The 24,771-nt window shown below is 68.9% G+C and carries 24 protein-coding genes; 10 read left to right on the top strand and 14 right to left on the bottom strand.

Annotation, left to right across the window (positions count from 1 at the left end):
- The first annotated feature begins 100 nt into the window (after positions 1-100).
- The gene (locus FOY91_RS03560) at positions 101-1,339 is read left to right on the top strand and encodes an MFS transporter (protein ID WP_145148202.1); all 1,239 of its coding nucleotides are present in this window, start codon (positions 101-103) and stop codon (positions 1,337-1,339) included.
- 4 nt (positions 1,340-1,343) lie between these two features.
- On the opposite strand, the gene FOY91_RS03565 is transcribed toward FOY91_RS03560, so the two are convergent.
- From FOY91_RS03565 to FOY91_RS03585, 5 genes are all read right to left on the bottom strand, one after another.
- Complete coding sequence (locus FOY91_RS03565; RefSeq protein WP_145148204.1) at positions 1,344-2,162, bottom strand: coniferyl-alcohol dehydrogenase; 819 nt, start codon at positions 2,160-2,162, stop codon at positions 1,344-1,346.
- 16 nt (positions 2,163-2,178) lie between these two features.
- On the bottom strand, positions 2,179-3,084 hold the full coding sequence (locus FOY91_RS03570; protein WP_162527114.1) for a TIGR03619 family F420-dependent LLM class oxidoreductase: 906 nt from the start codon (positions 3,082-3,084) through the stop codon (positions 2,179-2,181).
- A 159-nt stretch (positions 3,085-3,243) separates the two neighbouring features.
- On the bottom strand, positions 3,244-4,089 hold the full coding sequence (locus FOY91_RS03575; protein ID WP_145148208.1) for a sugar phosphate isomerase/epimerase family protein: 846 nt from the start codon (positions 4,087-4,089) through the stop codon (positions 3,244-3,246).
- Between the two features lie 29 nt (positions 4,090-4,118).
- Positions 4,119-5,258: a thiolase C-terminal domain-containing protein gene (locus tag FOY91_RS03580; RefSeq protein ID WP_145148210.1), complete on the bottom strand. Its 1,140-nt coding sequence runs from the start codon at positions 5,256-5,258 to the stop codon at positions 4,119-4,121.
- Between the two features lie 3 nt (positions 5,259-5,261).
- Complete coding sequence (locus FOY91_RS03585) at positions 5,262-5,666, bottom strand: Zn-ribbon domain-containing OB-fold protein (protein ID WP_145148212.1); 405 nt, start codon at positions 5,664-5,666, stop codon at positions 5,262-5,264.
- 330 nt (positions 5,667-5,996) lie between these two features.
- On the opposite strand from FOY91_RS03585, the gene FOY91_RS03590 reads away from it, so the two are divergent.
- Both FOY91_RS03590 and FOY91_RS03595 read left to right on the top strand, forming a co-directional pair.
- Positions 5,997-7,049: an aromatic ring-hydroxylating oxygenase subunit alpha gene (locus tag FOY91_RS03590; RefSeq protein ID WP_145148214.1), complete on the top strand. Its 1,053-nt coding sequence runs from the start codon at positions 5,997-5,999 to the stop codon at positions 7,047-7,049.
- 153 nt (positions 7,050-7,202) lie between these two features.
- On the top strand, positions 7,203-7,760 hold the full coding sequence (locus FOY91_RS03595; RefSeq protein WP_145148216.1) for a nuclear transport factor 2 family protein: 558 nt from the start codon (positions 7,203-7,205) through the stop codon (positions 7,758-7,760).
- Positions 7,761-7,766: 6 nt separating this feature from the next.
- Here the strand turns inward: FOY91_RS03595 and FOY91_RS03600 are convergent, their stop codons facing one another.
- Together FOY91_RS03600 and FOY91_RS03605 are read right to left on the bottom strand one after the other, a co-directional pair.
- Complete coding sequence (locus tag FOY91_RS03600) at positions 7,767-9,014, bottom strand: MFS transporter (protein WP_162527115.1); 1,248 nt, start codon at positions 9,012-9,014, stop codon at positions 7,767-7,769.
- A gap of 34 nt (positions 9,015-9,048) precedes the next feature.
- The gene (locus FOY91_RS03605; protein ID WP_145148220.1) at positions 9,049-10,293 is read right to left on the bottom strand and encodes an MFS transporter; all 1,245 of its coding nucleotides are present in this window, start codon (positions 10,291-10,293) and stop codon (positions 9,049-9,051) included.
- A gap of 202 nt (positions 10,294-10,495) precedes the next feature.
- Here FOY91_RS03605 and FOY91_RS03610 point away from each other — a divergent pair, with 202 nt between their 5' ends.
- Positions 10,496-10,972: a nuclear transport factor 2 family protein gene (locus FOY91_RS03610; RefSeq protein ID WP_162527116.1), complete on the top strand. Its 477-nt coding sequence runs from the start codon at positions 10,496-10,498 to the stop codon at positions 10,970-10,972.
- A 40-nt stretch (positions 10,973-11,012) separates the two neighbouring features.
- Positions 11,013-11,465, top strand: coding sequence for a nuclear transport factor 2 family protein (locus FOY91_RS03615; RefSeq protein ID WP_145148224.1), 453 nt, complete (start codon positions 11,013-11,015; stop codon positions 11,463-11,465).
- A 422-nt stretch (positions 11,466-11,887) separates the two neighbouring features.
- Here FOY91_RS03615 and FOY91_RS03620 read toward each other — a convergent pair whose 3' ends face one another.
- Positions 11,888-13,330, bottom strand: coding sequence for an aromatic ring-hydroxylating oxygenase subunit alpha (locus FOY91_RS03620; RefSeq protein ID WP_145148226.1), 1,443 nt, complete (start codon positions 13,328-13,330; stop codon positions 11,888-11,890).
- A 305-nt stretch (positions 13,331-13,635) separates the two neighbouring features.
- On the opposite strand from FOY91_RS03620, the gene FOY91_RS03625 reads away from it, so the two are divergent.
- The gene (locus tag FOY91_RS03625; protein WP_145148229.1) at positions 13,636-15,840 is read left to right on the top strand and encodes an acyl-CoA dehydrogenase family protein; all 2,205 of its coding nucleotides are present in this window, start codon (positions 13,636-13,638) and stop codon (positions 15,838-15,840) included.
- 42 nt (positions 15,841-15,882) lie between these two features.
- Here FOY91_RS03625 and FOY91_RS03630 read toward each other — a convergent pair whose 3' ends face one another.
- From FOY91_RS03630 to FOY91_RS03650, 5 genes are read right to left on the bottom strand one after another with little or no spacing between them, the layout of a single operon-like run.
- Positions 15,883-16,965, bottom strand: coding sequence for a cyclase family protein (locus FOY91_RS03630; protein WP_203234483.1), 1,083 nt, complete (start codon positions 16,963-16,965; stop codon positions 15,883-15,885).
- A complete protein-coding gene (locus tag FOY91_RS03635) occupies positions 16,962-17,537 on the bottom strand; it encodes a hypothetical protein (RefSeq protein ID WP_145148231.1) in 576 nt (191 codons plus the stop codon). The genes FOY91_RS03630 and FOY91_RS03635 overlap by 4 nt, the downstream gene beginning before the upstream one ends.
- The gene (locus FOY91_RS03640) at positions 17,515-18,471 is read right to left on the bottom strand and encodes an alpha/beta hydrolase (protein WP_145148234.1); all 957 of its coding nucleotides are present in this window, start codon (positions 18,469-18,471) and stop codon (positions 17,515-17,517) included. The genes FOY91_RS03635 and FOY91_RS03640 overlap by 23 nt, the downstream gene beginning before the upstream one ends.
- The gene (gene budC, locus FOY91_RS03645; protein WP_145148236.1) at positions 18,468-19,262 is read right to left on the bottom strand and encodes a meso-2,3-butanediol dehydrogenase; all 795 of its coding nucleotides are present in this window, start codon (positions 19,260-19,262) and stop codon (positions 18,468-18,470) included. Before budC ends, FOY91_RS03640 begins: the two co-directional genes overlap by 4 nt.
- Before the next feature lie 20 nt (positions 19,263-19,282).
- On the bottom strand, positions 19,283-19,711 hold the full coding sequence (locus FOY91_RS03650) for an acyl-CoA thioesterase (RefSeq protein ID WP_162527117.1): 429 nt from the start codon (positions 19,709-19,711) through the stop codon (positions 19,283-19,285).
- A gap of 110 nt (positions 19,712-19,821) precedes the next feature.
- Here FOY91_RS03650 and FOY91_RS03655 point away from each other — a divergent pair, with 110 nt between their 5' ends.
- Complete coding sequence (locus FOY91_RS03655) at positions 19,822-20,700, top strand: MaoC/PaaZ C-terminal domain-containing protein (RefSeq protein ID WP_145148240.1); 879 nt, start codon at positions 19,822-19,824, stop codon at positions 20,698-20,700.
- 20 nt (positions 20,701-20,720) lie between these two features.
- Here the strand turns inward: FOY91_RS03655 and FOY91_RS03660 are convergent, their stop codons facing one another.
- Complete coding sequence (locus FOY91_RS03660; RefSeq protein ID WP_145148242.1) at positions 20,721-22,118, bottom strand: FAD-binding oxidoreductase; 1,398 nt, start codon at positions 22,116-22,118, stop codon at positions 20,721-20,723.
- 225 nt (positions 22,119-22,343) lie between these two features.
- On the opposite strand from FOY91_RS03660, the gene FOY91_RS03665 reads away from it, so the two are divergent.
- The 3 genes from FOY91_RS03665 (at position 22,344) to FOY91_RS03675 (ending at position 24,771) form a co-directional block, all read left to right on the top strand.
- Positions 22,344-22,724, top strand: coding sequence for a nuclear transport factor 2 family protein (locus tag FOY91_RS03665; RefSeq protein ID WP_145148244.1), 381 nt, complete (start codon positions 22,344-22,346; stop codon positions 22,722-22,724).
- A 36-nt stretch (positions 22,725-22,760) separates the two neighbouring features.
- Positions 22,761-23,642 (top strand): SMP-30/gluconolactonase/LRE family protein, encoded by an 882-nt coding sequence (locus FOY91_RS03670; RefSeq protein WP_162527118.1) that lies wholly within the window; start codon positions 22,761-22,763, stop codon positions 23,640-23,642.
- 154 nt (positions 23,643-23,796) lie between these two features.
- Positions 23,797-24,771 carry an acyl-CoA dehydrogenase family protein gene (locus FOY91_RS03675; protein ID WP_145148249.1) on the top strand — a complete coding sequence of 325 codons (975 nt, stop codon included), beginning with the start codon at positions 23,797-23,799 and terminating at the stop codon, positions 24,769-24,771.

The raw sequence follows: 24,771 nt of genomic DNA on the forward strand, positions 1-24,771 counted from the left end.
CGGCGGGGCTTGCGTTGCCCGGCCCCCGCCTGCATGAATGCGTCACGCGTGATGCAATAGACCGGCGGAAAGCCGGTGGCGCGCGGCGGGAGAGACGGTCTTGAGCTATCGGATGGAATTCCGCGCGCACTGGCGCCCGCTGCTGGCCGCCACCGTCGGCATGTCGCTCGGGCTGGCGCTCAACCATTATGTGATGAGCCTGTTCGCGCCGGCGATCATCGCCGAATTCGGCTGGTCCCGCGCGCAATATGCGCTGATCGGGATCGCGCCGTTCGTGACGATGTTCTTCATCCCGCTGGCCGGGCGCTTTACCGACCGGGTCGGGCCGCGCATCGCCGCCACGGTCGGCTTCGTCTCGCTGCCGCTGGGCTATCTGGCGCTCAGCTTCATGAACGGCAGTTTCTACCTGTTTCTGGCGATCCTGATCGTGAAGGCCACGTTCGGCACGCTGACCACCACGATGGTGTTCGCCCGTGTCGTGGTGGAACGATTCGACCGGGCGCGCGGGATCGGGCTGTCGATCGTCATGTCCGGCGCGCCGCTGGTGGCGGCGGTCGCGGTGCCGTTCGTCGCGGAGATCATCGCCGACTACGGGTGGCGCAATGGTTTTCGCGCACTGGGGCTGCTCTCGATCCTGGGCGGCGTCATCACGGTCATCCTGCTGGGCAGGGGCAAGGGGGCGGCACCCGTCGTGTCTGAACGTCATGTCGCCTATTCGCGCAACGATGTCGTGCAGCTGTTCCGCTCGCCGCTGTTCCTGCTCACGATCGGCGGCATGCTCCTCGTCAACGTGCCACAATTGCTGGTCGCTTCGCAGCTAAAGCTCGTGCTGGCGGAGAACGGGGCATCCGGGGCCGCTGCGACCGGGATCATCGCGCTTTATGCCGGCGGCGTGGCGGTGGGGCGGTTCATCAGCGGCCTCGCGCTGGACCGGATCGCAGTGCACAAGGTGGCGATCTTCGCGCTGGGGCTGCCCGCGCTGGGGCTGGCGGCGCTCGCCTCGCCGTTCGATGCGGTATGGCTGCTGGGCGGATCGGTGCTGCTGATGGCGCTGGCGCAAGGCGCGGAAGGCGACATCGGCGCCTACCTCGTCTCGCGCAAGTTCGCACTCAGGAACTACAGCCTGATCCTCAGCTTCCTCACCGTCTCGCTCACGCTCGGCGCGGCCACCGGACCGCTGATCCTGAGCTACACGCTGCGCCTTGCCGACCGCTACGACAGTTTCCTGCTGATCAGCGCCGGGGCCACGCTGGTCGGCGCGGTCCTGTTCTACCTGACCGGCAAGCATCCGGGCGAGCGTGAGGTAGCACCCGCGCTCGGTCGCCCCGCGCTCGCCTGACGGGTCAGCGGCGGCCGGGACTGGCCGGCGCGCCGCGCTGCGCGATCGCCTGCGCCGCCAGGAAGCCGCCGTCGACGGGCAGCACCACGCCGTTCCCGTAGGATGCGGCATCGCTGTTGAGGAACACCAGCGGCACCGCCTGTTCCGCCGCATCGGAGCGCCGCCCGATCGGTTGCGCCATCACGTCGATGAGTTCGCTCGGCGTCACGCGCTCGATCTCGTCCAGCATCGGCGTCTGCACCGCGCCCGGGCTGGTGCAGTTCACCCGGATGCCCTGCTTTATCAGCGTCGAAGAAAGCGACAGCGTCCAGACGATGATCGCTTCCTTGGAAAAGCTGTAGGCGGCCGGCACGTCGTCGCCGTTCGCCCCGAACCACGCCGCCGCCGTATCGAACGAGTCCGTGCCGATCAGGTCGAGCAGGCGCGGTACGTTGCGGCTCCACCCGGCGCCTCCGTTCGACGCCACGTTCGCGATCGCGCCGCCCGACCCCATGCGCGGCACCAACAGCTCCGTCAGGTGCCGCGTCCCGATGAAGTTGACCTTCATCACGTCGAGCGGCGGTGGCCCGGGCGGGATGCCCGCACAGTTGAACAGCGCATCCACCCGCCCCTCGACCGCCTCGGCCGCCGCCTCGATCGACGCCACGTCGCGCAGATCGAGCGGGGTGAAGCCGTCCAGCGGCAGGTCGTTGGGCCGCAGGTCCAGCCCGTGCACCCGCGCGCCCAGATCGAGCAGCAACCGCGCGGTCGCCTGCCCGATCCCCGAATAGCAGCCGGTCACGACGACGCGCTTGCCCGCGTAGCTCAGCGTCTCGCCCGTCATCGTACCGTCCCTTCGCTTACAGGCGCGCGATCACTTCCTCGCCGAACCACTGGACGTTCTCGATGAAGCCCTGACGGCTCGGATGCGCCGGCTCGACCATCGCCCAGGTCACGCCCACGGCGGCCAGTTCGTTCAGCGCCTCGATATACTGGTCGGCGCTGTCGCGGGTCTTGTAGTCCGGCTTCTTGCGCGGGCCGATGGCGATGTCGAAATGCCCGGTCTTGTCCTGCGCCGCACGCATCTCGTGCAGTTCCTTGATCTTCTCGCCGAGCTGCTCGACCGACTGGATGCCCGAATCTTGGTTGGACTGGCTCATCGTCGGCGCGGCGAAGAACGGGCACCAGCCGTCGCCCCAGCGTGCCGCGCGCTCCACCGCCTTGCCGCTGCCGCCGCCGATCCAGATCAGCGGCGGGGTTTCCGGCGCCGGGCGCGGCTCGTTGCCGGCCGCGTTGAAGTTGCGGCCCTGCTTCACGACCGGGCCGCCGGCCCATGCCATGCGCATCACCTCCAGCGCCTCGTCGAACAGCGCGCCGCGCTTGGTGAAATCGACGCCGAGCGCCTCGAACTCACCCTTCTGGTAGCCGCCGCCCGCGCCCAGGATCAGCCGCCCGCCGGACAGCACCTGCAGCGTCGCCGCCGCCTTGGCCGTGAGGAACGGATTGCGATACGGCAGGACGAGGATGTTGGTGTGGAACATCAGCTTCGTGGTCGCCGCGGCGACGAAGGCGAAGGCGGTGAACGGGTCGAGCGCGTCATGTCCGTTGGCGTGCAGCCAAGCCGCCGAAGGAGCCGGATGATCGGTGAGGAAGCAGGCATCCATGTTGGCGGATTCCATAGCGACCGCCATTTCCTTCACCGCCGCCGCCGTCTGAAACTCGCCGGGCGTGATGTCGCCAAGCGGGATCTGCACTGTAAACTTCATCGACCGACTCCCAGACCTCGCCGGCGAAGCGCCGGACTGACTCTCCAATTCGCCTGCCCCGCTGAACGGATTGCAATGGACGGCGACTATTTCAACCATCGCCCGCTAACCCGGCGCCACCGCGATGGCAAGGCGCGGGCGGGCCGAAGCCGGCAGCGGCTAAAGCCCCCGCCCCTCCCGCTCGCGCCAGCGCGCGATCGCGGCGGCGACGCGCGCCGCCGCCGCATCCACGGTCATGTCGCGCAGTTCGGCGCTGAACACCTCGATCTCGGCGGTCAGCGCCGGGTTGTTCAGGCGCGCCGCCGCACAGATCGGGCCGAGTGGAAGTTGCCCCTCGCCGGGCAGATCGCGCCCCGTCATCGGCACATAGGGCGTCCCCGGCGGCGGCGGCGTCCGGTCGCAGATTTGCAGGCTGCCGATCGCACCGGGGGGCAACGCCGCCACGTCGGCGAGCGTCCCGCCGGAGCGCGCGAGATGCCAGGTATCGAGCAGGATCGAGCAATTGGCCGCCCCGGACGCCTGCGCGACGGCGTGGGCCGCCGTGATATCCGGCATGGCGGTGCCGGGAATGAATTCCAGGATCAAGGCGATCCCGCGCGCGCGGGCGCGTTCGGCGACCGCGCCGATGGCCTCGGCGATCGCCGCCAGCGGCGCCGGCTGGCCACCGTACAGCGCCACGTTGACGATCGGCGCGCCCACCGCCTCCGCGACGCGGAAACAGGCGTCCGCATCGGGCCGCGCGACCACCTGCCCGCCCAGATCGACCGTGGCGGGCATGCCCGGCAGGCCGGCGGTGAGCGCGTCGATCACGCGCACGCGCACGCCCGCATCGGCCAGCCTGCGTCGTAACGCCGCCTCGCTCATCTCCGCATCGAGCGTGGCCTGCACCATGTCCGGCCGGATCGACAGCGTGGGGAAGCCGTGGCGACCCGCCGCCTCGATCAGATCGGGCAGGTCCGCCTTTTCGAGCGTGCCCCAGCACAGGCCGATTTCCAGCGCGTTCATCTCAGCGGCTCGCCATCGTCGGGTGCCCGTCAGGCTTCGTTGGTGAAGATGATGGTGCCGGCCGCGCTGAACATGCTGCCGATGCCGTGGCACACCGAAACCTTCGCCCCCTCGATCTGCGCGGCGGCGATGCCACGCATCTGCCGCACGCTCTCCTGCAGGGCGAACATGCCGTACATGCCCGAATGCTGGTAGGAGAGGCCGCCGCCGCTGGTGTTGACCGGCAGCCGGCCGCCCGGCGCGGTGTGGCGTTCGCGATAGAGGTACTTCGCCTCGCCGCGCCCGCAGAACCCCAGATCCTCCAGCGCATAGAAGGGGACGTGCGCGAACGGATCGTAGAGCATCACATGGTCGACATCGGCGTGGGTGATGCCGGCCGAGGCGAACGCCGCCTCGCCCGACAGCCGGAACGCGCCCGACGTCGACATGTCGGCCATCATGCTGACGATCGAATGCTCGATGCCCTCGCCGGTGCCCATGATGTAGACCGGCTTCGTCGGAAAGTCCTTCGCCCGGTCGGCGCTGGTCAGGATGAGCGCGCCGCCGCCATCGGTGACGAGGCAGCACAGCAGCTTGCGGAACGGATAGGCGATCATCGAGGAGGACAGCACCTGATCCACCGTGATCGGATCACGGGCGAAGGCACGCGGGTTCTTCGCCGCCCATTCGCGCTGGATCACCGCCAGCAGCGCCAGATCCTCCTCGGTGGTGTCCGTCTCCTTCATGAAGCGCAGCGCCGGCAGCGTCACCTGCGTGACCGGCGCACCGAGGCCGTAGGGCGACTCGAACTGCCCGAACAGCGTGCCCGGATTGGGCGCGTAGCGCGCGGGCGCCACCTGCGACCGGCCCGACTCACCGTGGGTGATGAGCACGGTGGTGCAATAGCCCGCCGCGATCGCCGCCGCCGCGTGGCGCACATGCACCATGTACGAGCAGCCGCCGACATTGGTGCTGTCGATCCATTTCGGCTTGATGCCGAGCATCGTGGAAACGGTCCAAGGATGCTCGCCGGCCGTCGCGATGCCGTCGATGTCCTGCGGGGTCAGCCCGGCATCGGCCATCGCGTTGAGCGCGGCATCCAGGTTGAGGCCGAGGTTGGACAGTTCGGGCACCGCGCCCATCCGCGTGGTCTCGGCGGCGCCGACGACGGCGATCGATTTCGATTTCATGGCTCAGCCCTCCACCGGCCGGAAGAAGGGCAGCGTGATGTCGTCGTTCTGCGGCTCGAACCGCACCTCCAGCGGCATGTCGAGCACCAGCGCCTCGGGCGTCTGCGGGCAGTCGACGATGTTGGTCATCATGCGCGGCCCCTCCGCGAGCGTCACTACCGCGATCGAGTGCGGCTCCTTGCCCATGTCGGGGCGCGGGCGATGGTTGATGACGTAGGAATAGAGCGTGGCGCGGCCGCTGGCGACGACCACCTCGACGTCCCGGCTCACGCACTGCGGGCAGAACGGGCGCGGCGGGAAATAGGTGTGGGTGCAAGCCCGGCAGCGTTGCAGGCGCAGCTCGCCCGCCTTGCAGCCATCCCAGAAATGCCGCGTCTCCGGTGTCGGCTGTGGCAACGCTCTCTGCATCCGGTCCCCTCCCCTTCCAGTACCGGCCCCGCGCCGCCGGGGATCGGCGATCTTCGCCGTCGCCCCGCGGGCCACGCGGATGATCCGCAATGCATCCATCGCATTGCGTCCCCGCTACCGCATCGACAGCATCGCGACAATCGCCATAAGCCGCCGCCCGGGGGACCGGCCGCCGGCGCGTTCCGCATTGCATTTCGGCCTGTCCGGGAATAGTATGCTACGTAACCGTGCGTCCCGATTTGCGATGAGCGTGAGGCGCTGGCGATGAGATGGATCGGCCCGGCGCCCGCGCGGTGACGACCTGGGCGAAGTTGAGGAGAGTCCGCCGTTATGCCCTTCCTGAAGAACACCTGGTATGTCGCCGCCAACGCCTACGAGCTGGACGAGGCGATGGTCAGCCGCAAGATCTGCGACGAGCAGATCGTGATGTTCCGCACCTCGACCGGCGCGGTCGCCGCGATCCACGATCGTTGCCCGCACCGCTTCGTGCCGCTCTCGATGGGCAAGCGCGTGGGTGACTCGCTGCAGTGCGGCTACCACGGCCTGCGCTTCGACGGCACCGGCGCCTGCGTGGAAGCCCCGAACGACGACGAGACCCAGCGCGCGCGCACCTGCGTGAAGGCGTATGTCGCGGTCGAGCGCTATTCGGTGATCTGGTTGTGGTTGGGCGATGCGGCGCTGGCCGACCCCGACCTGATCCCGGATTTCGGCTTCATGAGCGACAGCCAGTTCACGCTCGCGCAGGGCTATACCTACATCAAGGGCAACTATCAGCTCATCGCCGACAACCTGCTGGATCTCAGCCACATCCACTATCTGCACCCGGGCATCCATGAAGGGTCCAACTTCGCGGACTTCACCAACAAGGTGGAACGCGACGGCGACAACGTTTTCTCGATGCTGTGGCGCCACCACTATCACCTCGCCGCCGCGCAGCGTCCGTTCCACGGCCGCGAGAACGAGGATGTCGAGGGCCAGGGCCATGCGCGCTGGACCGTGCCGGGCGTGCTGTTCGTCGACACCGCCTTCTGGGATCACGGCAAGGACATCACCGAGGCGTACCGCACGCCCAACGCGCACCTCATCACGCCGGAAACCGAGTTCACCAGCCATTATTTCTGGGCGGCGGGCCGCAACGTGCTGCTCGACAACGAGGCGATCACCGCACAGACGGCCGCCACGATGAAGAACGTGTTCGAGACGCAGGACGGCCCGATGATCGAGGCGCAGCAGCGCGACATGGGCGAGTCCACCAACTTCCTCGATCACAAGCCGATCATCCTGAAGGCGGACGCGGCGGGCGTGCTGGCGCGCCGCGTGCTCAAGCAGCGGATCAAGGCCGAGCAGACCCTGACCGGCGCCGAGGCGCAGGCGGCGGAATAGTACCGCGCCCGGCCGGTGCCCGGCGGGCATCGGCCGGCACCCGCCGCGTTCGATCCGTCAGGGCCGGACGCACGCGGGTGGAGCCGCCCCCGGGTGCGCCAAGGGCAAGGCCCACGCTCCGGGCGAACACGAAGCCCGGCGCCGGAGGATGCCATGATCGACGACGCCCTTGAGAAGAAGCTGCGCGAACTCGTCGACCGGCAGGAGATCTGGGAAGTCCTGCTGCGCTACGGGCGCGGCGTCGACCGTCTCGACCGCGAGCTCCTGCGCTCCTGTTATCACGATGATGCGATCGACGACCATCATGTGTTCGCCGGCTCCCCCGACGGCTTCATCGACTGGGCCTTCGAGGATGCCCGCGCCACCACCGTCAGCTATCACCACGGGGTGAACAACCACAGCTGCGAACTCGATGGCGACGACGCGCACACCGAAACCTATTACACCTATATCGGCCGCAACAAGCAGCCGCCTCACCTGCTGTCGATCGGCCGCTACCTCGATCATTTCCAGCGGCGCGACGGCGTGTGGAAGATCGCGAACCGGGTCTGCGTGATCGAGGAGCTGTTCGAGCTGACCGCGTATCCGTATCCGGTCGGCGAGGGCCGCGAGTATGCCGAGGGGGCACGCGCCCCGGCGACCCGCGACCGCAACGACCCCAGCTATCAGCGGCCGATCAGGCCGCGCCGGCCGATCGACAGCCCGCGCTAGCGGCGATCATTCCGGTTCGCCGTGCGCGTCCGGATAGGCCCCCAGCGTGAAGAACAGCCCCGCCGCGATCAGGCAGAGCGGCACATAGGCCCACAGCACGGGCATGTACGAACCAGTGGTGTCGTACACTGCGCTGACCAGCAGCGGGCCAACGCCCGTCGCCAGCGCCAGCAGCCCCGAGATCGTCCCGAACAGGACGCCGAAGCTGCGCATGCCGAAATGCCGGGTGGCCAGATAGGCGACCGCATCGAGCTCCGAGCCGAGGCACAGACCGAGAATGATCGCGGCGACGAACGACACCGGGGCGCTGCCGGGCGCCATCAGTAGCAGCGCGCACGACGCGATCGGCAGCAGCACGCTCACCCCGGCGATGATGTTGCCGTTCAGCCGGTCGAGCAGCAGGCCCGCGGTGATCCGCCCGACGATCGAACTGATGCCGATGGTGCCGGCGATCGCGGCGGCATTGTCGCGCGTCAGGCCGGTGAACGACAGGATCGGCACCATGTTGACCGTGAACGACACCGCCACCAGTGCGATCAGGAATGCGCCGGCCGCCAGCTTGTAGAAACGCGGGGAGCGGAACCCCTCGCGCGCCGACATGCCGGTGAGTGCGGCCGGAACCGCCACCGTCTCGGCCCGCGACACGCGGTGGCGGTCCTTGGCGCTGCTGAAGAAGAAGAACAGGAGCGGCAGCACGAGCACCGCCCAGAATCCTGCCAGCCCGAGATAGGCCGTGCGCCAGCCATAATCCTTGATGAGCAGGTTGCAGATCAGCGGCGTCAGCGACGACCCCAGCCCCGTGCCGCACAGCATCAGCGACAAGGCGAGGCCGCGCCCGCGTGCGAACAGGCTGGAGACGGCGGCCGTCCACACCGTCGGCTTGATGCCGGTGGTGGTGCAGGCGAGCAGCAGCCACAGCGCCCACCAGTTCCAGATCGACGATCCGACGGTGGAGAGCAAAGCGAACACGATGCAGAAGGCGGTGCAGCACCACAGGCCGATCCGGCGCGGCCCGAGCCGATCGATCGCCAGCCCGACGAACGGCGCGGTGAGCACGCCGACCACCGCCGAGATCGTCAGCCCGGCGGAAATCGCCGTCCGGCTCCAGCCGAATTCCTGCTCGAGCGGGGCCATGAACAGCCCGGTCGAATAGACGTGGGTGGTGGCCAGCGCCATGCCCATCGCACCGGCCAGCACGACCGGCCAGCCCTTGCGCCACTCCGCCGCAGCGTCTCCGTCAAGCCGTGCCGCCACGCCGTATCCTTTCATCCACCGCCGAGCGCGGGACCTAACGCGTGCCGCGCTCCGCTGCGGAAAGCGGCGGGATCAGTGCCACCAGAACCACGCTCGCCAGCGCCATGGGCACGATCGCGAGCAGGAAATAATCGTAGGAGCCGAAGCGGTCGAACAGTCCGCCGGCCAGCAACGGCCCCACGCTGGCGCTCACCGCGATGAACGAGGCGCCGGTCGCGTAGATCGAGGCGAACATCGAATGGGGGAAACGACGCGAGATGATGTAGGCGATCACGTCCGTCTCGGCACCGTTGGCTAGGCCGAAGATCGCGGCGGCAGTCAGCGCCACGGCCAGATTGTTGTCGGCGCGCCACAGCAAGAGCGCCACCAGCAACGGCAGGGCGAACACGCAGATGCTGATGACCCGGGTGGACATCCGGTCCAGCATCAGGCCGATCGAGAGCCGGCCGATGATCGCGGAAATCCCGGTGACGCTGATGACGCCGGCGGCGACCCCGAGGCCCAGCCCCTTCTGCCGCAGCAACGGCACGAGGTGGATCGAGGTGCCGTAGGAGATGCAGGCGAACAGGCTGCCCGCCACCATGAGGCAGATGAACGTCCGCGTGGCGAACGCCTTGCGGTACGCGCCCTTCTCGACGGTGCGCGCCGGATCGGCCGACGCGGCCGCGCCGGCGCCCGGCGCGTCGCTCTCGGTGCGGTCGCGGAAGAACAGCAGCGCCAGGATCAACATCGGCACCGCCCAGGTGAGGGCCAGCGCGGCGAAGGCCAGCCGCCAGCCGAACGCGCCGATATAGACCGTGGCGAGCGGCGGCCAGATCGTCTGCGAGACGCCGATGCCGGCCAGCGCGACCGCGAGCGCCAACCCGCGCGAGGCCTGGAAGCGACCGACCACCGGCGTGATCCATACCGGGGTGGAAACGCAGCAGGTGAACAGCGCGAACGCGAAGGCTAGCGCCCACCACTGCCAGATCGGGCCGTTGACCAGCCCCAACGCGGCAAGACACAGGGCGAACGGCACGATCCCGAACAGGGCGACCTTGCGCGCCCCGAACGCGTCGACGCATCGCCCGGCGATCGGCGCGCCGACCAGACCCGTGACCATCATCACGGTGAAGGCCGACGAGAACTCCACCCGGCTCCAGCCGAAGGCCGCCGTCATCGGCTCCATGAAGATACCGCTGGAGTAAGCGAACAGCGAGACACCGGCGATCCCGAACATGGCGGTAAGGGGCAGCGGCCACATCGCCGCCCACTCCTGCTTCGCCGAACGCATACCCATGAACTCTCCTGACTTCGCGCTGCGACGCGACCGTGTTTGGGGCTGTATCCCGATTAATGCCCGTCGGCGCTAGCATTTTCGCCCGCGCCGGCCTCTCCCTCTGGACGAACCCCGCCAAGTTGTTCATTCAGCAGCCACCCCGCGCGGTGCGCCGGGATCTCGAACGCCCGACACGCGGCGGAGAACCTTGGGAGAGGTCGCCTTGGATCACCTGACAGGTCTTGCCCTGCTCGACGCGCTCGATGAGATCAGGCTGCTCAAGGCACGCCGCGATCGCGCCGCCGACACCAAGGACTGGGCACTCTACGAGTCCCTTCACGCCCCCGATCACCGCTCGCTCAACGGCGATTATCCGCCGTGGACCACCGCGGCGGAGATGATCGCCAACGTCAGCCGGATCATGGCGAACATGCACACGATGCATCATTCGCACACGCCCGAGATCAGCTTCGACTCCCCCACCCGTGCCAGCGGCATCTGGGCCATGAAGGGGCTGTCGGTATGGCGGCAGGGCGAGGACGAACACTGGTTCGTCGGCTTCGGCCATTATTTCGAGACGTACGAGAAGCGCGAGGGGCGCTGGGTCTTCACCAGCCGCCGGCTCACCTACATCCATACCCGGCAGTCGCCCGGCGCCATCTTCCCGCCGCCTCCGCCCGATCTCGCCGACGCGGCCTGACCGGGCGGGCGAACCCCACGACGACAGACAGGACAGACCCATGGACGGCATGACGGACCTCGAACGGCTGCTCGCACTGGAGGAGATCAAGCTGCTGAAGGCGCGGCGCGATCGTGCGGTCGATACCAAGGACTGGGACACGTATCTCGCCCTCCACGCGCCCGATCACGAATCGCACAACGACGGCTTCGACCATTGGAAGACCGCGGAGGAGATGATCACCAACGTGCGCCGGCTGCTGGATGAGACGCGGATCTCGGTCCACCACTCACACACGCCCGAGATCACCTTCGAGTCCCCTACCAGCGCCAAGGGCATCTGGGCGATGGAGGACAATATCTTCTGGAAGCAGGGTGACGAGGAGCATTGGCTCAACGGCTTCGGCTTCTACCCCGAAAGCTACGAGAAGCGGGACGGGACATGGGTGTTCACCCGCCGCCAGCTCAAGCGCACCCACGTCCGCCTGTCCCCCGGCGCCAACGCCCGCACCTGAGCGGGACGACGGGTTGATACGCCGGTCATCTGCGACGATGACCGGGAGTGCAGGCCTGTCGCGATCACGTCGTAGCGGCGCGACCGGGCACCGCGCCGCTCGTCCGGTCGGTATTTTCGAGCGGCGAAGAATGGGCCGCCGATCCTGATATCCCGTACGCGACCAAGGCGCGCCGGCCGTATCTGACGCGTCGTGCCTTGCGTCGCCCGATACTCGCGCGGTTCGAAACAGGGATACCCCAGCGTCGCCCTACGGACCATCGTCCTAGCCCGTGCGAGACGGTCCGTTCCGTCGACGCGTGTCTGCCACATGCGGCCGGGCCAGCAAGAAAAAGACTTCGGAGGAAGGTTCACCCCTCCTCCGAAGTCTCATTCAGTTAAACGGCACGGCGGCGATCCGCCGCGCGTGCCGTCCGTTTTCGCTCACTCGGCCGGCGAAAGCTCCGGCTCTGCCTTTTCGGCCGGGACCTTGGGTCCGGGACCGAAGCCGATGTCGCGGATCGGCGCCTCGAAACCGCAATTCACGATCGCCTGCCCCTTGGCGAGCACCTGCGGGTCCAGCTCCGCCAGATAGCCGTCGATGAGGCGCTGGTAGTTGCTGATCATGCCCTCGACCTGGTTGGACAGACGCATGTGATCGAATCCGCCGGCGTGCAGGCCGAGCTGCTGCAACGGCAGGTTGTCGTAATCCTGCCGCGGAATCTCCGGGAAGTCCGGGCTTTCATGCGGCAGCACGATCGGCCGCACCGGCGCGCGATTCTCGTCGTCCGGCAGGAATGCCAGCGAGAAGATCTCGAAGATGCAGGTTTCCGGCGTCAGCGGCCGGATGCGATAGGACGACATCGCGCCGAACATCGGCAGCAGGAAGTAGTGCGGGAACATATATTCCACGGCGTGGAATTCGTGCGACACCGCCAGTTCGTTCAGGTCCGGCACCGGCAGGCCGCGCGCTTGGCCCTGCGTGGTGATCTCCTCGCGCAGCTTGGTATAGAAGGCGCCGGCCGCGCCCATCATGTCGTCCGGCAGCTCCATGTTGCGCAGGCTGTGGGCGATCTCGACCTCGCTGGAGTGGACCATGCCGGCCATGCCCGAGCTCAGCCGGTCGAGGAAGCGGATGGTCACGTCGACGAACTCGTCCGGCGTGGTCTTGTTCGTCGGCAGCATCACGCCTGCATCCGGGCCGTACGGGTTCATCTCCGGCGTGGAGAGCGCCTGCAGCTGCGGATGCGTCTTCATGGTGTGATAGCCTTCCATGAAGGCTTCCATCGCGAGCTTCCAGTTGGTCGGCAGCACGGTGGCGTACCACCATTCCATCTTGAGATCCTCGACGTTGCGCGCCGAAAGCCGCTCCGCGACCGGGCCGAGGCATTCGAGCAGCGGCGGTGCGTTATCGTCGAAGTTGATGAAGGCGCTGCCGCCCCACAGCTCCACCCGGCACGGCGCGAGATCGAGCTCGGCCTGCTCGATGACGGAGGGATCGAACACCTGCTTGGCGAACACGAAGGTGTTCTTGCCGTCCATGTTGAAGCGCCAGCCGTGGAACGGGCAGATCAGCCCCTTCACCTTGCAGTTGCCGTGCCCGCTCGCCAGCTGCACGCCGCGATGGCGGCAGGCGTTGTGGAACGCCTTGATCCCGGATTTCGTCCGGATCACGAGCACCGATTTGTCGAGGATGCGATATTCGGCATAATCGCCGACGTTCGGGATCTCTTCCAGCCGGCAGGCCATCTGCCAGACGTGCGGCCACAGCTTGTCCCGCTCCAGCTTGAAGAATTCCTCGTCGTAATAACGCTGCGACGGAATACGCTGGGGGTCCGTGACCCTCAGCGGCACCGCATCGAGATTGCCCGCTGCACCAGCCGTCATACAACTCTCCCACGCATCCTGCCTCGCGACGCGGCGGGGAGGATGGAAACGATTGACCATGGCGCGGACAGGCCGCCTTGGGGGACTCAGACCCGCGCCAAACCATTAATGCGTGTCGACACTAGCATTTCATACCGTCATGTCGAGGCATTCCCGCCCGCCACCGGCTTTTGGAATGCGATGCGCCTCGTTCATTGCGAAAAGCCGTGCTAAACGGAAGGCGGGCCACCATATCGCCCATAACGATCACCACGATAATCGCAGGGCCACCTCCCGGTCCGACGCGACGGCTGGAGGAGTTTCCGATGCAGTTGAGCCTGCCTGACGACAGCGTGCCGGTAAAGGAAATGTTCGAGCGCTTCTTCGCGACCGAATCGACCACGGCCCGCGTCCGAGCCGCCGAGCCGGTGGGGTTCGATCGGGCGCTCTGGAATGAACTCGTCGCCCTCGAGGCGCCGTTCATGCGGCTGTCCGCCGATGCCGGCGGCGGCGAGATGAGCCTGTTCGATGCGTGCCTGATGATGGAGCAGGCAGGTCGCCGTCTCGCCCCCGCCCCGCTTGCCGAATCGCTGGTGGCGCTGCGCGTGCTGGGCGAGGTGGGCGGCGACGTCGCCCGCGCGTGGATCGCCAAAGTGCGTGACGAGGGGGCCATCCTCACGCTCGCGCTGCGCAACGTGGCGGACGGCAAGCCGCAGCTCGTGCCCGGCGGCGCGGTCGCCAATGGCATCCTGACCTTCGACGGCACCGAACTGGCGATCGAGATCCCCGCTGCGGCCGACGCGCCGGAGACGCTGGGCGGCGCGGCGCTGGGCAACTTCACCCCCGGCAAGGGCGAGCGGCTCATACTGTCCGGCAATGCCGATACCGCCCGCATCTGGGCGGCGGGCATCGAGGAGTGGAAGCTGCTGACCGCCGCCGCGCTCGTCGGCCTGTCGCGCGAGGCGACCGAGATGGCCGCGGCCTATGCGTGCGAGCGGACCGCCTTCGGCACGCCGATCGGCGCCAACCAGGGCATCGCCCACCCGCTCGCCGTCGACGTGATCGATGCCGATGGCGCCTCGCTGCTGCTGTGGTGGACGCTGCGGGCGATCGCCGATGGCAAGGCGGATGCGGGCGCGCTCGTCTCCACCTGCTTCTGGTGGGCCAGCCGCACCGCGACGAACAGCGTGGCCCATGCGATCCACACCTTCGGCGGCTACGGCCTGAGTACCGAATACGACATCCAGCTCTATCATCGCCGCGCCAAGGCGTGGGCGCTGCCGCTGGGCGATCCCGCCGCCGAACTGGAGCGCGGCGGGCGGCGGCTGCTGCTGAACGAGGCGACGAGCCTTCCCGAACCCGGCGCGGTGGAGATCGACTTCGAGGCGCCGGACGCGGACAACACGCTCGCGGGCGAGGTGCGCGCGCTGTTCGACTCGATCCTCGATCCGAACCGGGCGGATCGCGGCGAGCAGAATTTCGAGTCGCACAACTGGGATGTCCACCGCGCGATGGGCAAGGCGGGTCTCCTCTATCCGGACTGGCCGGCCAAGTGGGGCGGCCGCGATGCGGACGTGAACAGCACCCGTGCTGCCAATGCGATCTGGATGGATGTCGGCTATGCCGGCCTGGCCCGCGGCGTCACCGGCATGGCCGGCGCGCTCGTCCAGAAGGTCGGCACGCCCGAGCTGCAGGAGGAAGTGCTGCCGGGCTTCGCGCGGGGCGATTTCGTCTCCTGCCTCGGCTTCACCGAGCCGTCGGGCGGATCGGACGTGTTCGCCGCCAAGACGCGCGCGGTGCGCGACGGTGACGAATGGGTCATCAACGGGCAGAAGATGTTCACCTCCGGCGCGGAGTTGTCCGACTATGTGCTGCTGCTGACGCGAACCGACCCCGACGTCGCCAAGCACAAGGGGCTGACGCTGTTCCTCGTGCCGCTGAAGGTGAAGGGGGTGGAGATCCACCCCGTCCACACCTTCATGGACGAGCGCACCAACGCCACCTTCTACGAGGACGTGCGGATCCCGGATCGCTACCGGCTGGGCGACGTCAACGGCGGCGTCAAGGTGATGGCGGCGGCGCTCTCGATGGAGCAGGGCGGCAGCTACTACTTCCACCAGCTGCGCGAGATGGTCGACGCGGTTGCCGAATGGGCGCGCGACGAGGATCGCGGCGGCACCCTGGTGATCGAGCATCCGGGCACGCTCGCCCGGCTGGCCAAGGTGCACACCCACGCCGCCATCAGCGAGGCGCTGTCGGCGCGGGCGCTGTGGACCCGGCTGGCGGGCGAACCGGACCTCGCCTACGGCCCGGCCTCCAAGGTGTTCACCACCGAGGCGTTCATCGTCGACTCGGCCGACCTGCTCGACCTGTCGTCGCCGGGATCGCTCGTGCGCGGCAAGAACGGGCTGGGCGTGGTGGAGATCGGCTACCGCCACTCCACCGCCACCTCGATCTATGGCGGCACCAGCGAGGTGTTGCGCAGCATGGTCGCGGAAAAGCGCCTCGGCCTGCCGCGCAGCCGCGCCTGACCCGATGCGCCGGCCGGGACAGCCCGGCCGGCGCATCGCCATTCAGACCGTACCTACCCCCGTCACCGGTGCGCCGACCGCGCGCGGCAGCCGCAGCGGCGGCGCGGTGAACAGGAAGCGCGACCGGCCGTTGGCACGCAGCCAGTCGGCGAGGTCGGACAGCAGGAACATCTCGCCCAGCGGGATGCCCAGCTTGAACAGGCACAAGTGGTGCAGCGGGATGTGCGTGCCGTGGCCGTGCGGCACATGGCTTGTCGGCAGCAGTTCCACCGCCTCGTTGTCCGAAGCGATCGCCACGATGCCGCTGTCGGTGATCCAGCGCTGCAATAGCGGATCGCCGCCATCCAGCCCCGAACAACGCTGCTGGTCGAACGGCGCCGCCGGATCGGCATAGCGCGCCAACAGCGCACGATCGAAACCGGTCCGCACGCACAGCGCATCGCCCTCCCCCACCTCCACCCGGTCCGCGTCGAGGATCCGCATCAGCCGGTCGTAGCCGACCGCGACGCGTTCCAGCCCGACATGGGCGAACAGGTCGATCATCACGCCGCGCGTCTGGAGGCCCGTCTCGGCGATCGTCTCGATGCCCAGCGCGTGCGCGCCATACGGCCCGTCCTTCGCGATTCCGCCGCGCAGGTGATCGACCGGGCCACGGATATGATCGTTGGCGCGGTAGCCGTTGTAATAGGTCGCCTCGCGCTCGCCGTCGCCATGGCCGTCGTACAGCGCGCCGATGTGGCACAGGCTGTCCCACTGGGTCGAGAATTGCAGGCTGATCGCGGCCTTGTCGTCGCACACCACATCGTCCTGCCCCGGCGCGACGCGGCCCATCGGATAGTTCATCGTCGGATCCTCGCCGCGTAGAAACCAGCCCAGTTCGGGCGGCTTGCGGCGCGGGTGCAGCTCCACGTTGGCCGGGCAGTCGAGCGGCAGCGACAGGCAGAAGGCGATCCCCTCGCGCACCTCGGCGGCGGCGGCACGACGATGCGCCGGGGTGATGAGATTCAACCGGCCGATCTGGTCGTCCGCGCCGAAGTCACCCCAGTTCGAGCCGTCCGGGCGAACCGCCCAGCGGTCCTGCGATCCGGTCGTCATGGTTTCGCTGCCGGTGCTGCCTTCGGTCATCCGCGCGTGTCCTTCGTCTGCAGTTCGATGAGCTGGCCCAGCATGAACGATCCGGCGACGATCACGTCCTGATGGACAAAGCCCTGGATCAGCCGGCCGCGCGCCGAGTCCGCTTCCTCCGGGCGGAAGATCCGCAGGTGCAGCCGCTCGCCCAGGCCGGCGGCGGCAAGCCTTTCCAAACGGGCGGCGACCGCCTCGACGGCATCGACCGAGGGGTAGCGCAACGCGAAGTGGGGGATACCGAACGGCCGCCCGTGCGCCTTGCCACGATAGGCCGACACGCCGTCACGCAACGACGCGTCGGCGGCGACGTGGTGCGCCAGCCGCGTCTCGATCGCCTCCTGCTCCGCCGTCATCGGCGACATGTAGAAGACGTTGCTCTCGCGATCGCGGTCGTCGGCATTGGGGTGGACGGCGAGGAACGTCTCGCCCCGGTCGCTGGCGAAGCCGGTGTCGGTGATCGTGCAGCCGAGCGCCTCCACCAGCGCGATCGCGACGTCGCGCTCGCCCGGGCGATACACCGTCTCCAGATGGTTCAGGAGCGTGCCCTTATAGGTTGCGATCGCGTCCATCGTTCGGGCCCTCCGCTGCCAGTCGCTCACGAACCCACGCCCCGGCGGCGGACAGCGCCTCGGCCGCCAGCGGCACCGCACCGGCCGCGCCGAGATAGCCGTGCAGCATTGCCGCATCGCACCGGGTCACGACCGGCACGCCGGCCGCATCGAGCCTGCGGGCGAAGGCAAGCCCCTCCTCGCGCAGCGGATCGAGCTCGGCCACCGCGATGAAGGCGGGCGGCAGGCCGGCGGCATCGGCCACGCGCAGCGGCGACAGCAGCGGATCGCCGCGATCCACGCCGGCGGGCGCGTAGAGATCCCAGAACCAGCGCATGTCGTTAGCCGACAGCAGCCAGTTGCGGTCGCCGATGTCGCGGTAGGAGGCGGTGTCCATCGCATGATCGGTGACGGGGTAGGCCAGCGCCAGCCCCGCGACCGCCGGCCCGCCCGCATCGCGCGCCCGGATGGCGCAGGCCGCCGCCAGATTGCCGCCCGCGCTCTCGCCGAACAGCACCAGCGGCCCCGGCCGGTTCGCGGCCGCCCATTCGAGCGCGGCGAAACAGTCGTCGAGCGGCTGCGGATAAGGATGCTCTGGCGCCAGCCGGTAATCGACGCTGACGATCTCGCATCCGGCAGCGCCGGCCAGCCGGCGGCAGGTGGCATCGGCGAAGGCGAGATCGCCGATCACCCAGCCGCCCGAATGCAAATAGACGACGGTGCCCGCAGATGCCCCCTTCGGCACGTAACGGCGGATCGGGATCGCGCCATGCGGGCCGTCGATCGATTCGTCCGCCACCTCGGCCAGATCGGGCAGGTTGGCGGGCGGCGGCGCGGCGGCCAGCCCCGCCGCCAGCATCGCGCGCGCCTCCGGCGGCGTCACCTGATGGAAGTAAGGCCGGCCGGCGGCGGCGAAGGCATCGATGATCGCCTGATAATAAGGGTGCGGCGTCATGCGCCGGCCGCCTGTTCGGCGCGGCGGCGGTTGCGCTGGGTGATGACGTCCGGCAGGCCGGTGCAGGCGGTGGTGCCGCCATCGGCGGTGACGATCGAGCCGGTCATGAACGATGCCTCGTCGGAGGCGAGGAAGGCGACGACGTTGGCCATCTCCTCCGGCGTGCCGAGCCGGCCGAGCGGCACGGCATCGATCCAGCTCTGCTGATCCGCCGCCGAGCCGAACGAGCCGACCCCCATCGCCGTGCGGGCGATCGCCCCCGGGCACAGCGCGTTGACGCGGATGCCGTCGCGCGCGCAATCGAGCGCGAGCGAACGGGTATAATTGACCGCCGCCGCCTTGGAGGCGTTGTACACGCCCATGCCATGGTCGGCCCCCAGCCCGGATACCGAGGCGACGTTGACGATCGCACCGCCGCCGCCCTCGCGCATCGCCGGGATGGCGGCGCGGCAGGCGTAGAAGATCGACGACACGTTGACCGCCATCACCTTGTCCCACACCGCGTCGGCCATGTCGGGGGTTTCGTCGAGCGCGCCGATGCCGGCGTTGTTGACGAGGATGTCGAGCCGGCCGAACCGCTCGACCGCCGCCGCCACCATCGCCGCGCAGGCGGCCGCATCGGTCACGTCGGTCCGGTGGAACGCCAGTCGCTCGTCCGCCACGGCCGGCGGATTGAGGTCGGTCACCAGCACGCGCGCGCCCTCCGCCGCCAGCCGCGACGCGATCGCCGCGCCGATGCCCGATGTTCCCCCGGTGACGATCGCCACCTTGCCGTCGAACCGTCCAGCCATGTCTTCCTCTCCCCTTCGCCTCAGGCGATACTCAACCGTTCGAACGCGGCACGCAGGTCGTCCGGTATCGGCACCGGCCCCGTCTCGTCCGCCACCACCATCACCGCCTGCGCGAAGATCGCCGGGGTGCCGTTCTGCCGGGCACACTGCCCGATCGTGAAGGACGTGCGCCCGATCGCGAGGATGCCGCTGCCGATCTCGACCGGATCGGGATGGTGCATCTCCGCGACATATTCGATCGTGAGCGAGGCGACCATCGTGCGCAGCCGCCCCATCATCGCGGGCAGCCCGGCGGCGCGGTTGAACAGCACGCGCCCCTCCTGCAGGATCACGGTGGCGGCGGCGTTGTTCACATGGCCCTGCGTGTCCAGATCGTCGAACCGGGTGGGGATCTCGACCACGACGGGGAGGGGCGCGGCAGCCAGCCGCTGCCGGTCGATCCGGGCCATCACAGGGTTCCTTCGCATGAATGCGTCGTTCGCCGGCGCGTCGCTTGACCGGCGGGGCGATCGACCGATAGCGTTTCCAAAACAGGGCGCCACGGCGCGGGAGGAGAGCGATGGACGACAGGCGACCCGCAGGCGCGCGCGTGACGCTCGACATGATCGGTTCGACCAGCGGCGACCAGCCCGTCGCCTGGGACGAGCGCGCGACGATGCTCTACGCGCTGGGCGTGGGCGCCGGGCTGGACGCACCGGCCGAAGACCTCGCGCTCACCACGGAGAACAGCGAGGGCGTCGCGTTGCAGGCGCTGCCGAGCTTTCTCACGATCGTCACGGTCGGCCACAAACCGCCAGCGCTGGAGGCGCTGGACCCGGGCCGCTTCCTCCACGCCGAGCAGCGGATCGAGCTGCTGCGCCCGCTTCCCCCGCGCGGCCGCGGCATCGTGCGTACCACGGTCGATTCCGTGCTGGACAAGGGCGAGGGCGCCATCGTGACGAGCGTCTCCACCCTCCACGGCGAGGGGCCTGGCGCCCCGCTGATCGGACGCGGGACGATGAGCATCTTCGTGCGCGGTGGCGGCGGCTTCGGCGGCCCGCGCGGCCCCGGCCGCCCGGCCGCCGCGCCGGTTCGCCCGGCGGACGCCACGATCGTCCACCACAGCCGGCCGGAACAGGCGCTGCTCTACCGCCTGTCGGGCGATCGCCACCCGCTGCACAGCGACCCGGCGTTCGCTCGCGCGCGCGGCTTCGACCGGCCGATTCTGCACGGCCTGTGCACCTACGGCTTCGCCTGCCGCGCGCTGGTGGCGGGCGCGGCGGGTGGCGATCCGGCCCGGTTGACGCAAATGGCCGGGCGCTTCCGCAAGCCCGTCTATCCCGGCGACACGCTGACCACCCACATCTGGCTGGACGGGGGCGGCGCGGTGCGGTTCGAGACGCGCGACGGGGCCGGCGACGCGGGGATCGAGCACGGCACTGCCGCGATCGCCTCCTAATCGGCTCATCCCCGCCCGCCTCACATCGCGTCGAGCAGCTTGCCCGGGTTGAGGATGTGCTTCGGATCGATCGCGTCCTTCAGCGTCCGCATCAATGCCAGTTCGCTTTCCGACCGCGTCCACTTCAGGAACGGTGCGCGCGACACCCCGATGCCGTGCTCGGCCGCGATCGACCCGCCGACATCGCGCACCGCGCCGAACACCGCCGTATCGAAGCCGTGCTGGATGGTCTTGTCCATCTGCCCGATGCTGACGATCGCGTGGAGGTTGCCGTCGCCGGCATGGCCGTAGAACAGCATCGTCGCATCGGGATAGGCCGCCGCCATGTTGGCCCGCGCCTTCTCCACGAAGGCCGGCATGTCCGCCACGCCCATGCTCACGTCATATGACGAGAAAGGCCGCAGCGGCGCCAGCCCCGGCGCCAGATCCTCGCGCACCGCCCAGATCGCCTCGCGCTGGGAATCGGACTGGGCGATGACCGCGTCCTTTATCGTCCCGTCCTCGATCAGCGCCATCAGCGCGCGCTCGAACTGGGCGATGTCGGCCTCCTCATCGCCGCCCATCGCCTCGACCAGCGCGTAGAAGCCGTGTTCCGCCGACATCGCGCGCGGCCGCTGCACCAGCAGCGCCTCGCTCATCGCCGTGTAGAAATCGCCCCACATCAGCTCGAACGAGGAGAGCCGGCCGGACACCATCACCTCCATCCGCCGCAGCACCGCGATGATGTCCTCGAACGAGTCGGTCGCCACCAGCGCGGTCTGGCGCGAGGTGGGCAGCGGGCGCAGCCGCAGCACCGCCCGCGTCACGATGCCGAGCGTGCCCTCGCTGCCGACCAGCAGGTGCTTCCAGTTGTAACCGGCATTGTCCTTGAGCATCTTGGTGAGCGACGAGACGATCGTGCCGTCTGCCAGCACCGCCTCCAGCCCGATCACCATGTCGCGCATCATGCCCCAGCGCAGCACGCGGTTGCCGCCGGCGTTGGTGCCGATCACGCCGCCGATCGTGGCCGAGCCGCGCGCGCCCAGATCGAGCGGCAGCAGCGCGCCCCTGGCCTCCGCCGCCTCGTGCGCCAGTTGCAGGATGCAGCCGGCCTCCACCGTCATCGTCATCGACAGCTCGTCGATCTCGACGATGCGGTTCATCCGCTCCAGCGACAGCGCGATGCCGCCGTCGGCCGGCACGGCACTGCCCACGGTGCCGGTCTGCCCGCCGACCACGGTGATCGATACGCCCTCGGCCGAGGCCAGCCGGACGATCGCGGCGACCTCCTCGGTATCGGCCGGCTTCAGCAGGAAGGCGGGGCGCGACTGGTATTTGCGCGACACGTCGATGCGATAATGCTCGCCGATCGCCTCGTCCGCGTGGAGGTGCCGGTCGCCGACGATCGCGGCGAGGCGCGCTGCCAGGGTTTCGCTCATCCCATGCTCCTCTCGCGGCCCGTGCCGGGCCTTGCGGCACCCGGGCCGCTGACCGACCTAATGTATCTCGCCTTGTGCATTCGGGCTAGGCGGCTGTCGCGGCGGCGTCAACCGGGCGTGCGTGCCGATGCGCGCGCCGATCTGTTGACAGCCCCCGTTCGCGCCACCTAGCGAATGCATCGACCGCGCTGAATTGCGCAAGGGCACCGGCGAGAGGATGATCCGATGGGCGACGACACCAGCAGCGCCGTGATGGCGGCGGAAAAGGCGCGGTGCGCGGCGATGCTGGCGAACGATGCCGCCGCGCTCGACGCGCTGCTCGATCCGCGCCTGTCGTTCAGCCACGCCACGGGGCAGGTGGACGACAAGGCGGCCTATTGCACCAAGATGGCCGCCGGGCGGATCGACTATCTGTCGATCGATTGGAGCGAGGACCGGGTGATCGTGCTCGGCGACGGCGCCGCGCTGCTTACCGGCCGGATGACCTCCTCGGTGCGCGTCGAGGGCGTCGAGAAGCGCCTCGACAACCGGGTGCTCGCCGGCTGGGCCGAGACGGACGGGGCGTGGCGGCTCGTCGCGTTCCAGTCCACCCCGCTGAAGGGCTGACCGGGCGGGTCTTGCCGACACAAAAGGGAGATGACGATGACAGTGACCCGCGTGCTGGATGCCGACAATTACCTTGGCGAGGGGCCGATCTGGTCGCCGGAGGATCAGGCGCTCTGGTGGATCAACTGCGAGCAGCCGGCCGCCCTCCACCGCTGGTCGCCCGACAGCGGCGCGCACGATAGCTGGCCGATGCCGAGCCGCATCGGCGGCTTCGTGCCCAAGGCGGCGGGCGGCCTGCTGGTGGCGCTGGCCGACGGGCTGTACGATTTTGACGTGGAAAGCGGCGCCGTCACGCTGCGCGTCGCCGCCGACCAGCCGGCCCACATCAAGCTGCACGAATGCCATTGCGACCGGCAGGGCCGTTTCTGGATCGGCGCCTACGATCACCATTTCCCGGCCGACCGCAACGCGGCGGGTGGCGCGTTTCACCGGCTGGACGGCGACCGGCTGACCCCGGTGATCGACGGGATCGCGGTCGCCAACGGCCTCGCCTTCAGCCCCGACGGACGGACGATGTACGCGGCCAGCACGCCCAGCCGGAAGGTGGAGGCGTTCGACCTCGACCCCGCGACGGGCGACATCTCGAACCGCCGCACCTTCCTCACGCTGGAGCCAGAGCTGAAGGGCCATCTCGACGGCGCCACGGTGGATGCCGAAGGCGGCTACTGGCTCACGATCGTGGGCGTGGGGCAGTTGCGGCGCTACCGGCCGGACGGCACGCTCGACCGGATCGTCGCCCTCCCCTTCTCGAACCCGACCAAGCCGGCGTTCGGCGGGCCGGACATGGCGACGCTGTATGTCACGTCGACGAAGATGGCGATCAACTCGGACGCGCCCGGCAACGACGCCAACGGCGGCCTTTTCGCGCTCACGCCGGGGGAAAAGGGCGTGGCGGAGACACCCCTGGCGGCGGGCTGACGCCGGCATCCCGCTGCCGGCCCCCTGCCGGCGGCGGCATATAATGTGCTTCGGGTGTTGCATTATGTCCGCCGCCGCCTAACAAGGTCAGCAGCAGCATAAGCGACCGGGGCGGTCATAGCCGTCCGGTGGTTCCAAGGGAGAGTTTAGCGCCATGTTTCTGGCACCTGACGGTGATGAGGTCGCGATCGCGAGCGCGGCGGCCGAATTCCTGGCGGACGCGATGCCGATCGACCGCCTGCACGGTGCCGATGGCGGCGACATGGGCGCGCCGCTGCGCCAGTCGCTCGGCGAGATGGGCTGGTTCGCGCTGGCACTGCCGGAAAACCAGGGCGGCAGCGGCCTGAGCGCCGTCGAGCACGTCCTGTTCTTCCGCGAGGTGGGCCGCCAGTGCGGCCCGGTCGACGTGCTGGCACAAAGCCTCGCGGCGATGGTCGCGACCGACGACACGATGCGCGCGGCGATCCTTTCGGGCGAGGCCGGCGTGGCGCTGGCGGTGAACGACGGCGCGGGCCTGCGCCTGCTCGGTTCGCCCGATGCAACCTATGCGCTGCACGTCAGCCGCGAACAGGCGCGCCTGCTCTCGATCACGGACATCGTCGCGCCGGCCCGCCCCGCGCTCGATCCCGCCACCTCGATGCGGGTCGCCGAGGGCGCCGCGCAGGCGCCGGTTGCAGAGACGACGGGCGAGCATGTCTGGCGGATGGGCGAGCTCGGCGCGGCCGCGATGCTGGTCGGCATCGCCGAGGCCGCGCTCGACCTGATCGTCGATTACGCCAAGGTGCGCGAGACGTTCGGCCGCAAGATCGGCGCTTATCAGGCCGTGCGCCACCCCTGCGCCGACATGGCGCTGCGGGCCGAGGCGGCGCGCTGCCAGCTCTGGTATGCGGCCGCCGCGATCAAGGAGGAGCGTGGCGATGCCGCCGTCCACCTCGACGCGGCCAAGCATCTGGCCAATCAGGCGGCGATCGCGAATGCCGATACCAACATCCAGCTGCATGGCGGCATCGGCGTGACCGACGAGCATCATGCCCACCTGATGCTCAAGCACGCGCTGGTGCTGGGCAAGCTGTTCGGGTCGAAGCGCACGCTGCTCGGCCGCCTCGTGAACTCGAAGGTCGAGGACTGA

The sequence above is a fragment of the Alterirhizorhabdus solaris genome, assembly GCF_007785815.1.
GTDB lineage: Bacteria > Pseudomonadota > Alphaproteobacteria > Sphingomonadales > Sphingomonadaceae > Alterirhizorhabdus > Alterirhizorhabdus solaris.

What these genes read in the sequence shown, in the direction of transcription:
- FOY91_RS03620 (WP_145148226.1), bottom strand. Translation starts at nt 13,330, where the DNA reads ATGACGGCTGGTGCAGCGGGCAATCTCGATGCGGTGCCGCTGAGGGTC.
- FOY91_RS03640 (WP_145148234.1), bottom strand. Translation starts at nt 18,471, where the DNA reads ATGACGCCGCACCCTTATTATCAGGCGATCATCGATGCCTTCGCCGCC.
- FOY91_RS03605 (WP_145148220.1), bottom strand. Translation starts at nt 10,293, where the DNA reads ATGGGTATGCGTTCGGCGAAGCAGGAGTGGGCGGCGATGTGGCCGCTG.
- FOY91_RS03580 (WP_145148210.1), bottom strand. Translation starts at nt 5,258, where the DNA reads ATGAAATCGAAATCGATCGCCGTCGTCGGCGCCGCCGAGACCACGCGG.
- FOY91_RS03665 (WP_145148244.1), top strand. Translation starts at nt 22,344, where the DNA reads ATGGGCGACGACACCAGCAGCGCCGTGATGGCGGCGGAAAAGGCGCGG.
- FOY91_RS03650 (WP_162527117.1), bottom strand. Translation starts at nt 19,711, where the DNA reads ATGGCCCGGATCGACCGGCAGCGGCTGGCTGCCGCGCCCCTCCCCGTC.
- FOY91_RS03615 (WP_145148224.1), top strand. Translation starts at nt 11,013, where the DNA reads ATGGACGGCATGACGGACCTCGAACGGCTGCTCGCACTGGAGGAGATC.
- FOY91_RS03660 (WP_145148242.1), bottom strand. Translation starts at nt 22,118, where the DNA reads ATGAGCGAAACCCTGGCAGCGCGCCTCGCCGCGATCGTCGGCGACCGG.
- FOY91_RS03570 (WP_162527114.1), bottom strand. Translation starts at nt 3,084, where the DNA reads ATGAAGTTTACAGTGCAGATCCCGCTTGGCGACATCACGCCCGGCGAG.
- FOY91_RS03585 (WP_145148212.1), bottom strand. Translation starts at nt 5,666, where the DNA reads ATGCAGAGAGCGTTGCCACAGCCGACACCGGAGACGCGGCATTTCTGG.
- FOY91_RS03630 (WP_203234483.1), bottom strand. Translation starts at nt 16,965, where the DNA reads ATGACCGAAGGCAGCACCGGCAGCGAAACCATGACGACCGGATCGCAG.
- budC (WP_145148236.1), bottom strand. Translation starts at nt 19,262, where the DNA reads ATGGCTGGACGGTTCGACGGCAAGGTGGCGATCGTCACCGGGGGAACA.
- FOY91_RS03590 (WP_145148214.1), top strand. Translation starts at nt 5,997, where the DNA reads ATGCCCTTCCTGAAGAACACCTGGTATGTCGCCGCCAACGCCTACGAG.
- FOY91_RS03575 (WP_145148208.1), bottom strand. Translation starts at nt 4,089, where the DNA reads ATGAACGCGCTGGAAATCGGCCTGTGCTGGGGCACGCTCGAAAAGGCG.
- FOY91_RS03675 (WP_145148249.1), top strand. Translation starts at nt 23,797, where the DNA reads ATGTTTCTGGCACCTGACGGTGATGAGGTCGCGATCGCGAGCGCGGCG.
- FOY91_RS03595 (WP_145148216.1), top strand. Translation starts at nt 7,203, where the DNA reads ATGATCGACGACGCCCTTGAGAAGAAGCTGCGCGAACTCGTCGACCGG.
- FOY91_RS03625 (WP_145148229.1), top strand. Translation starts at nt 13,636, where the DNA reads ATGCAGTTGAGCCTGCCTGACGACAGCGTGCCGGTAAAGGAAATGTTC.
- FOY91_RS03635 (WP_145148231.1), bottom strand. Translation starts at nt 17,537, where the DNA reads ATGGACGCGATCGCAACCTATAAGGGCACGCTCCTGAACCATCTGGAG.
- FOY91_RS03655 (WP_145148240.1), top strand. Translation starts at nt 19,822, where the DNA reads ATGGACGACAGGCGACCCGCAGGCGCGCGCGTGACGCTCGACATGATC.
- FOY91_RS03670 (WP_162527118.1), top strand. Translation starts at nt 22,761, where the DNA reads ATGACAGTGACCCGCGTGCTGGATGCCGACAATTACCTTGGCGAGGGG.
- FOY91_RS03565 (WP_145148204.1), bottom strand. Translation starts at nt 2,162, where the DNA reads ATGACGGGCGAGACGCTGAGCTACGCGGGCAAGCGCGTCGTCGTGACC.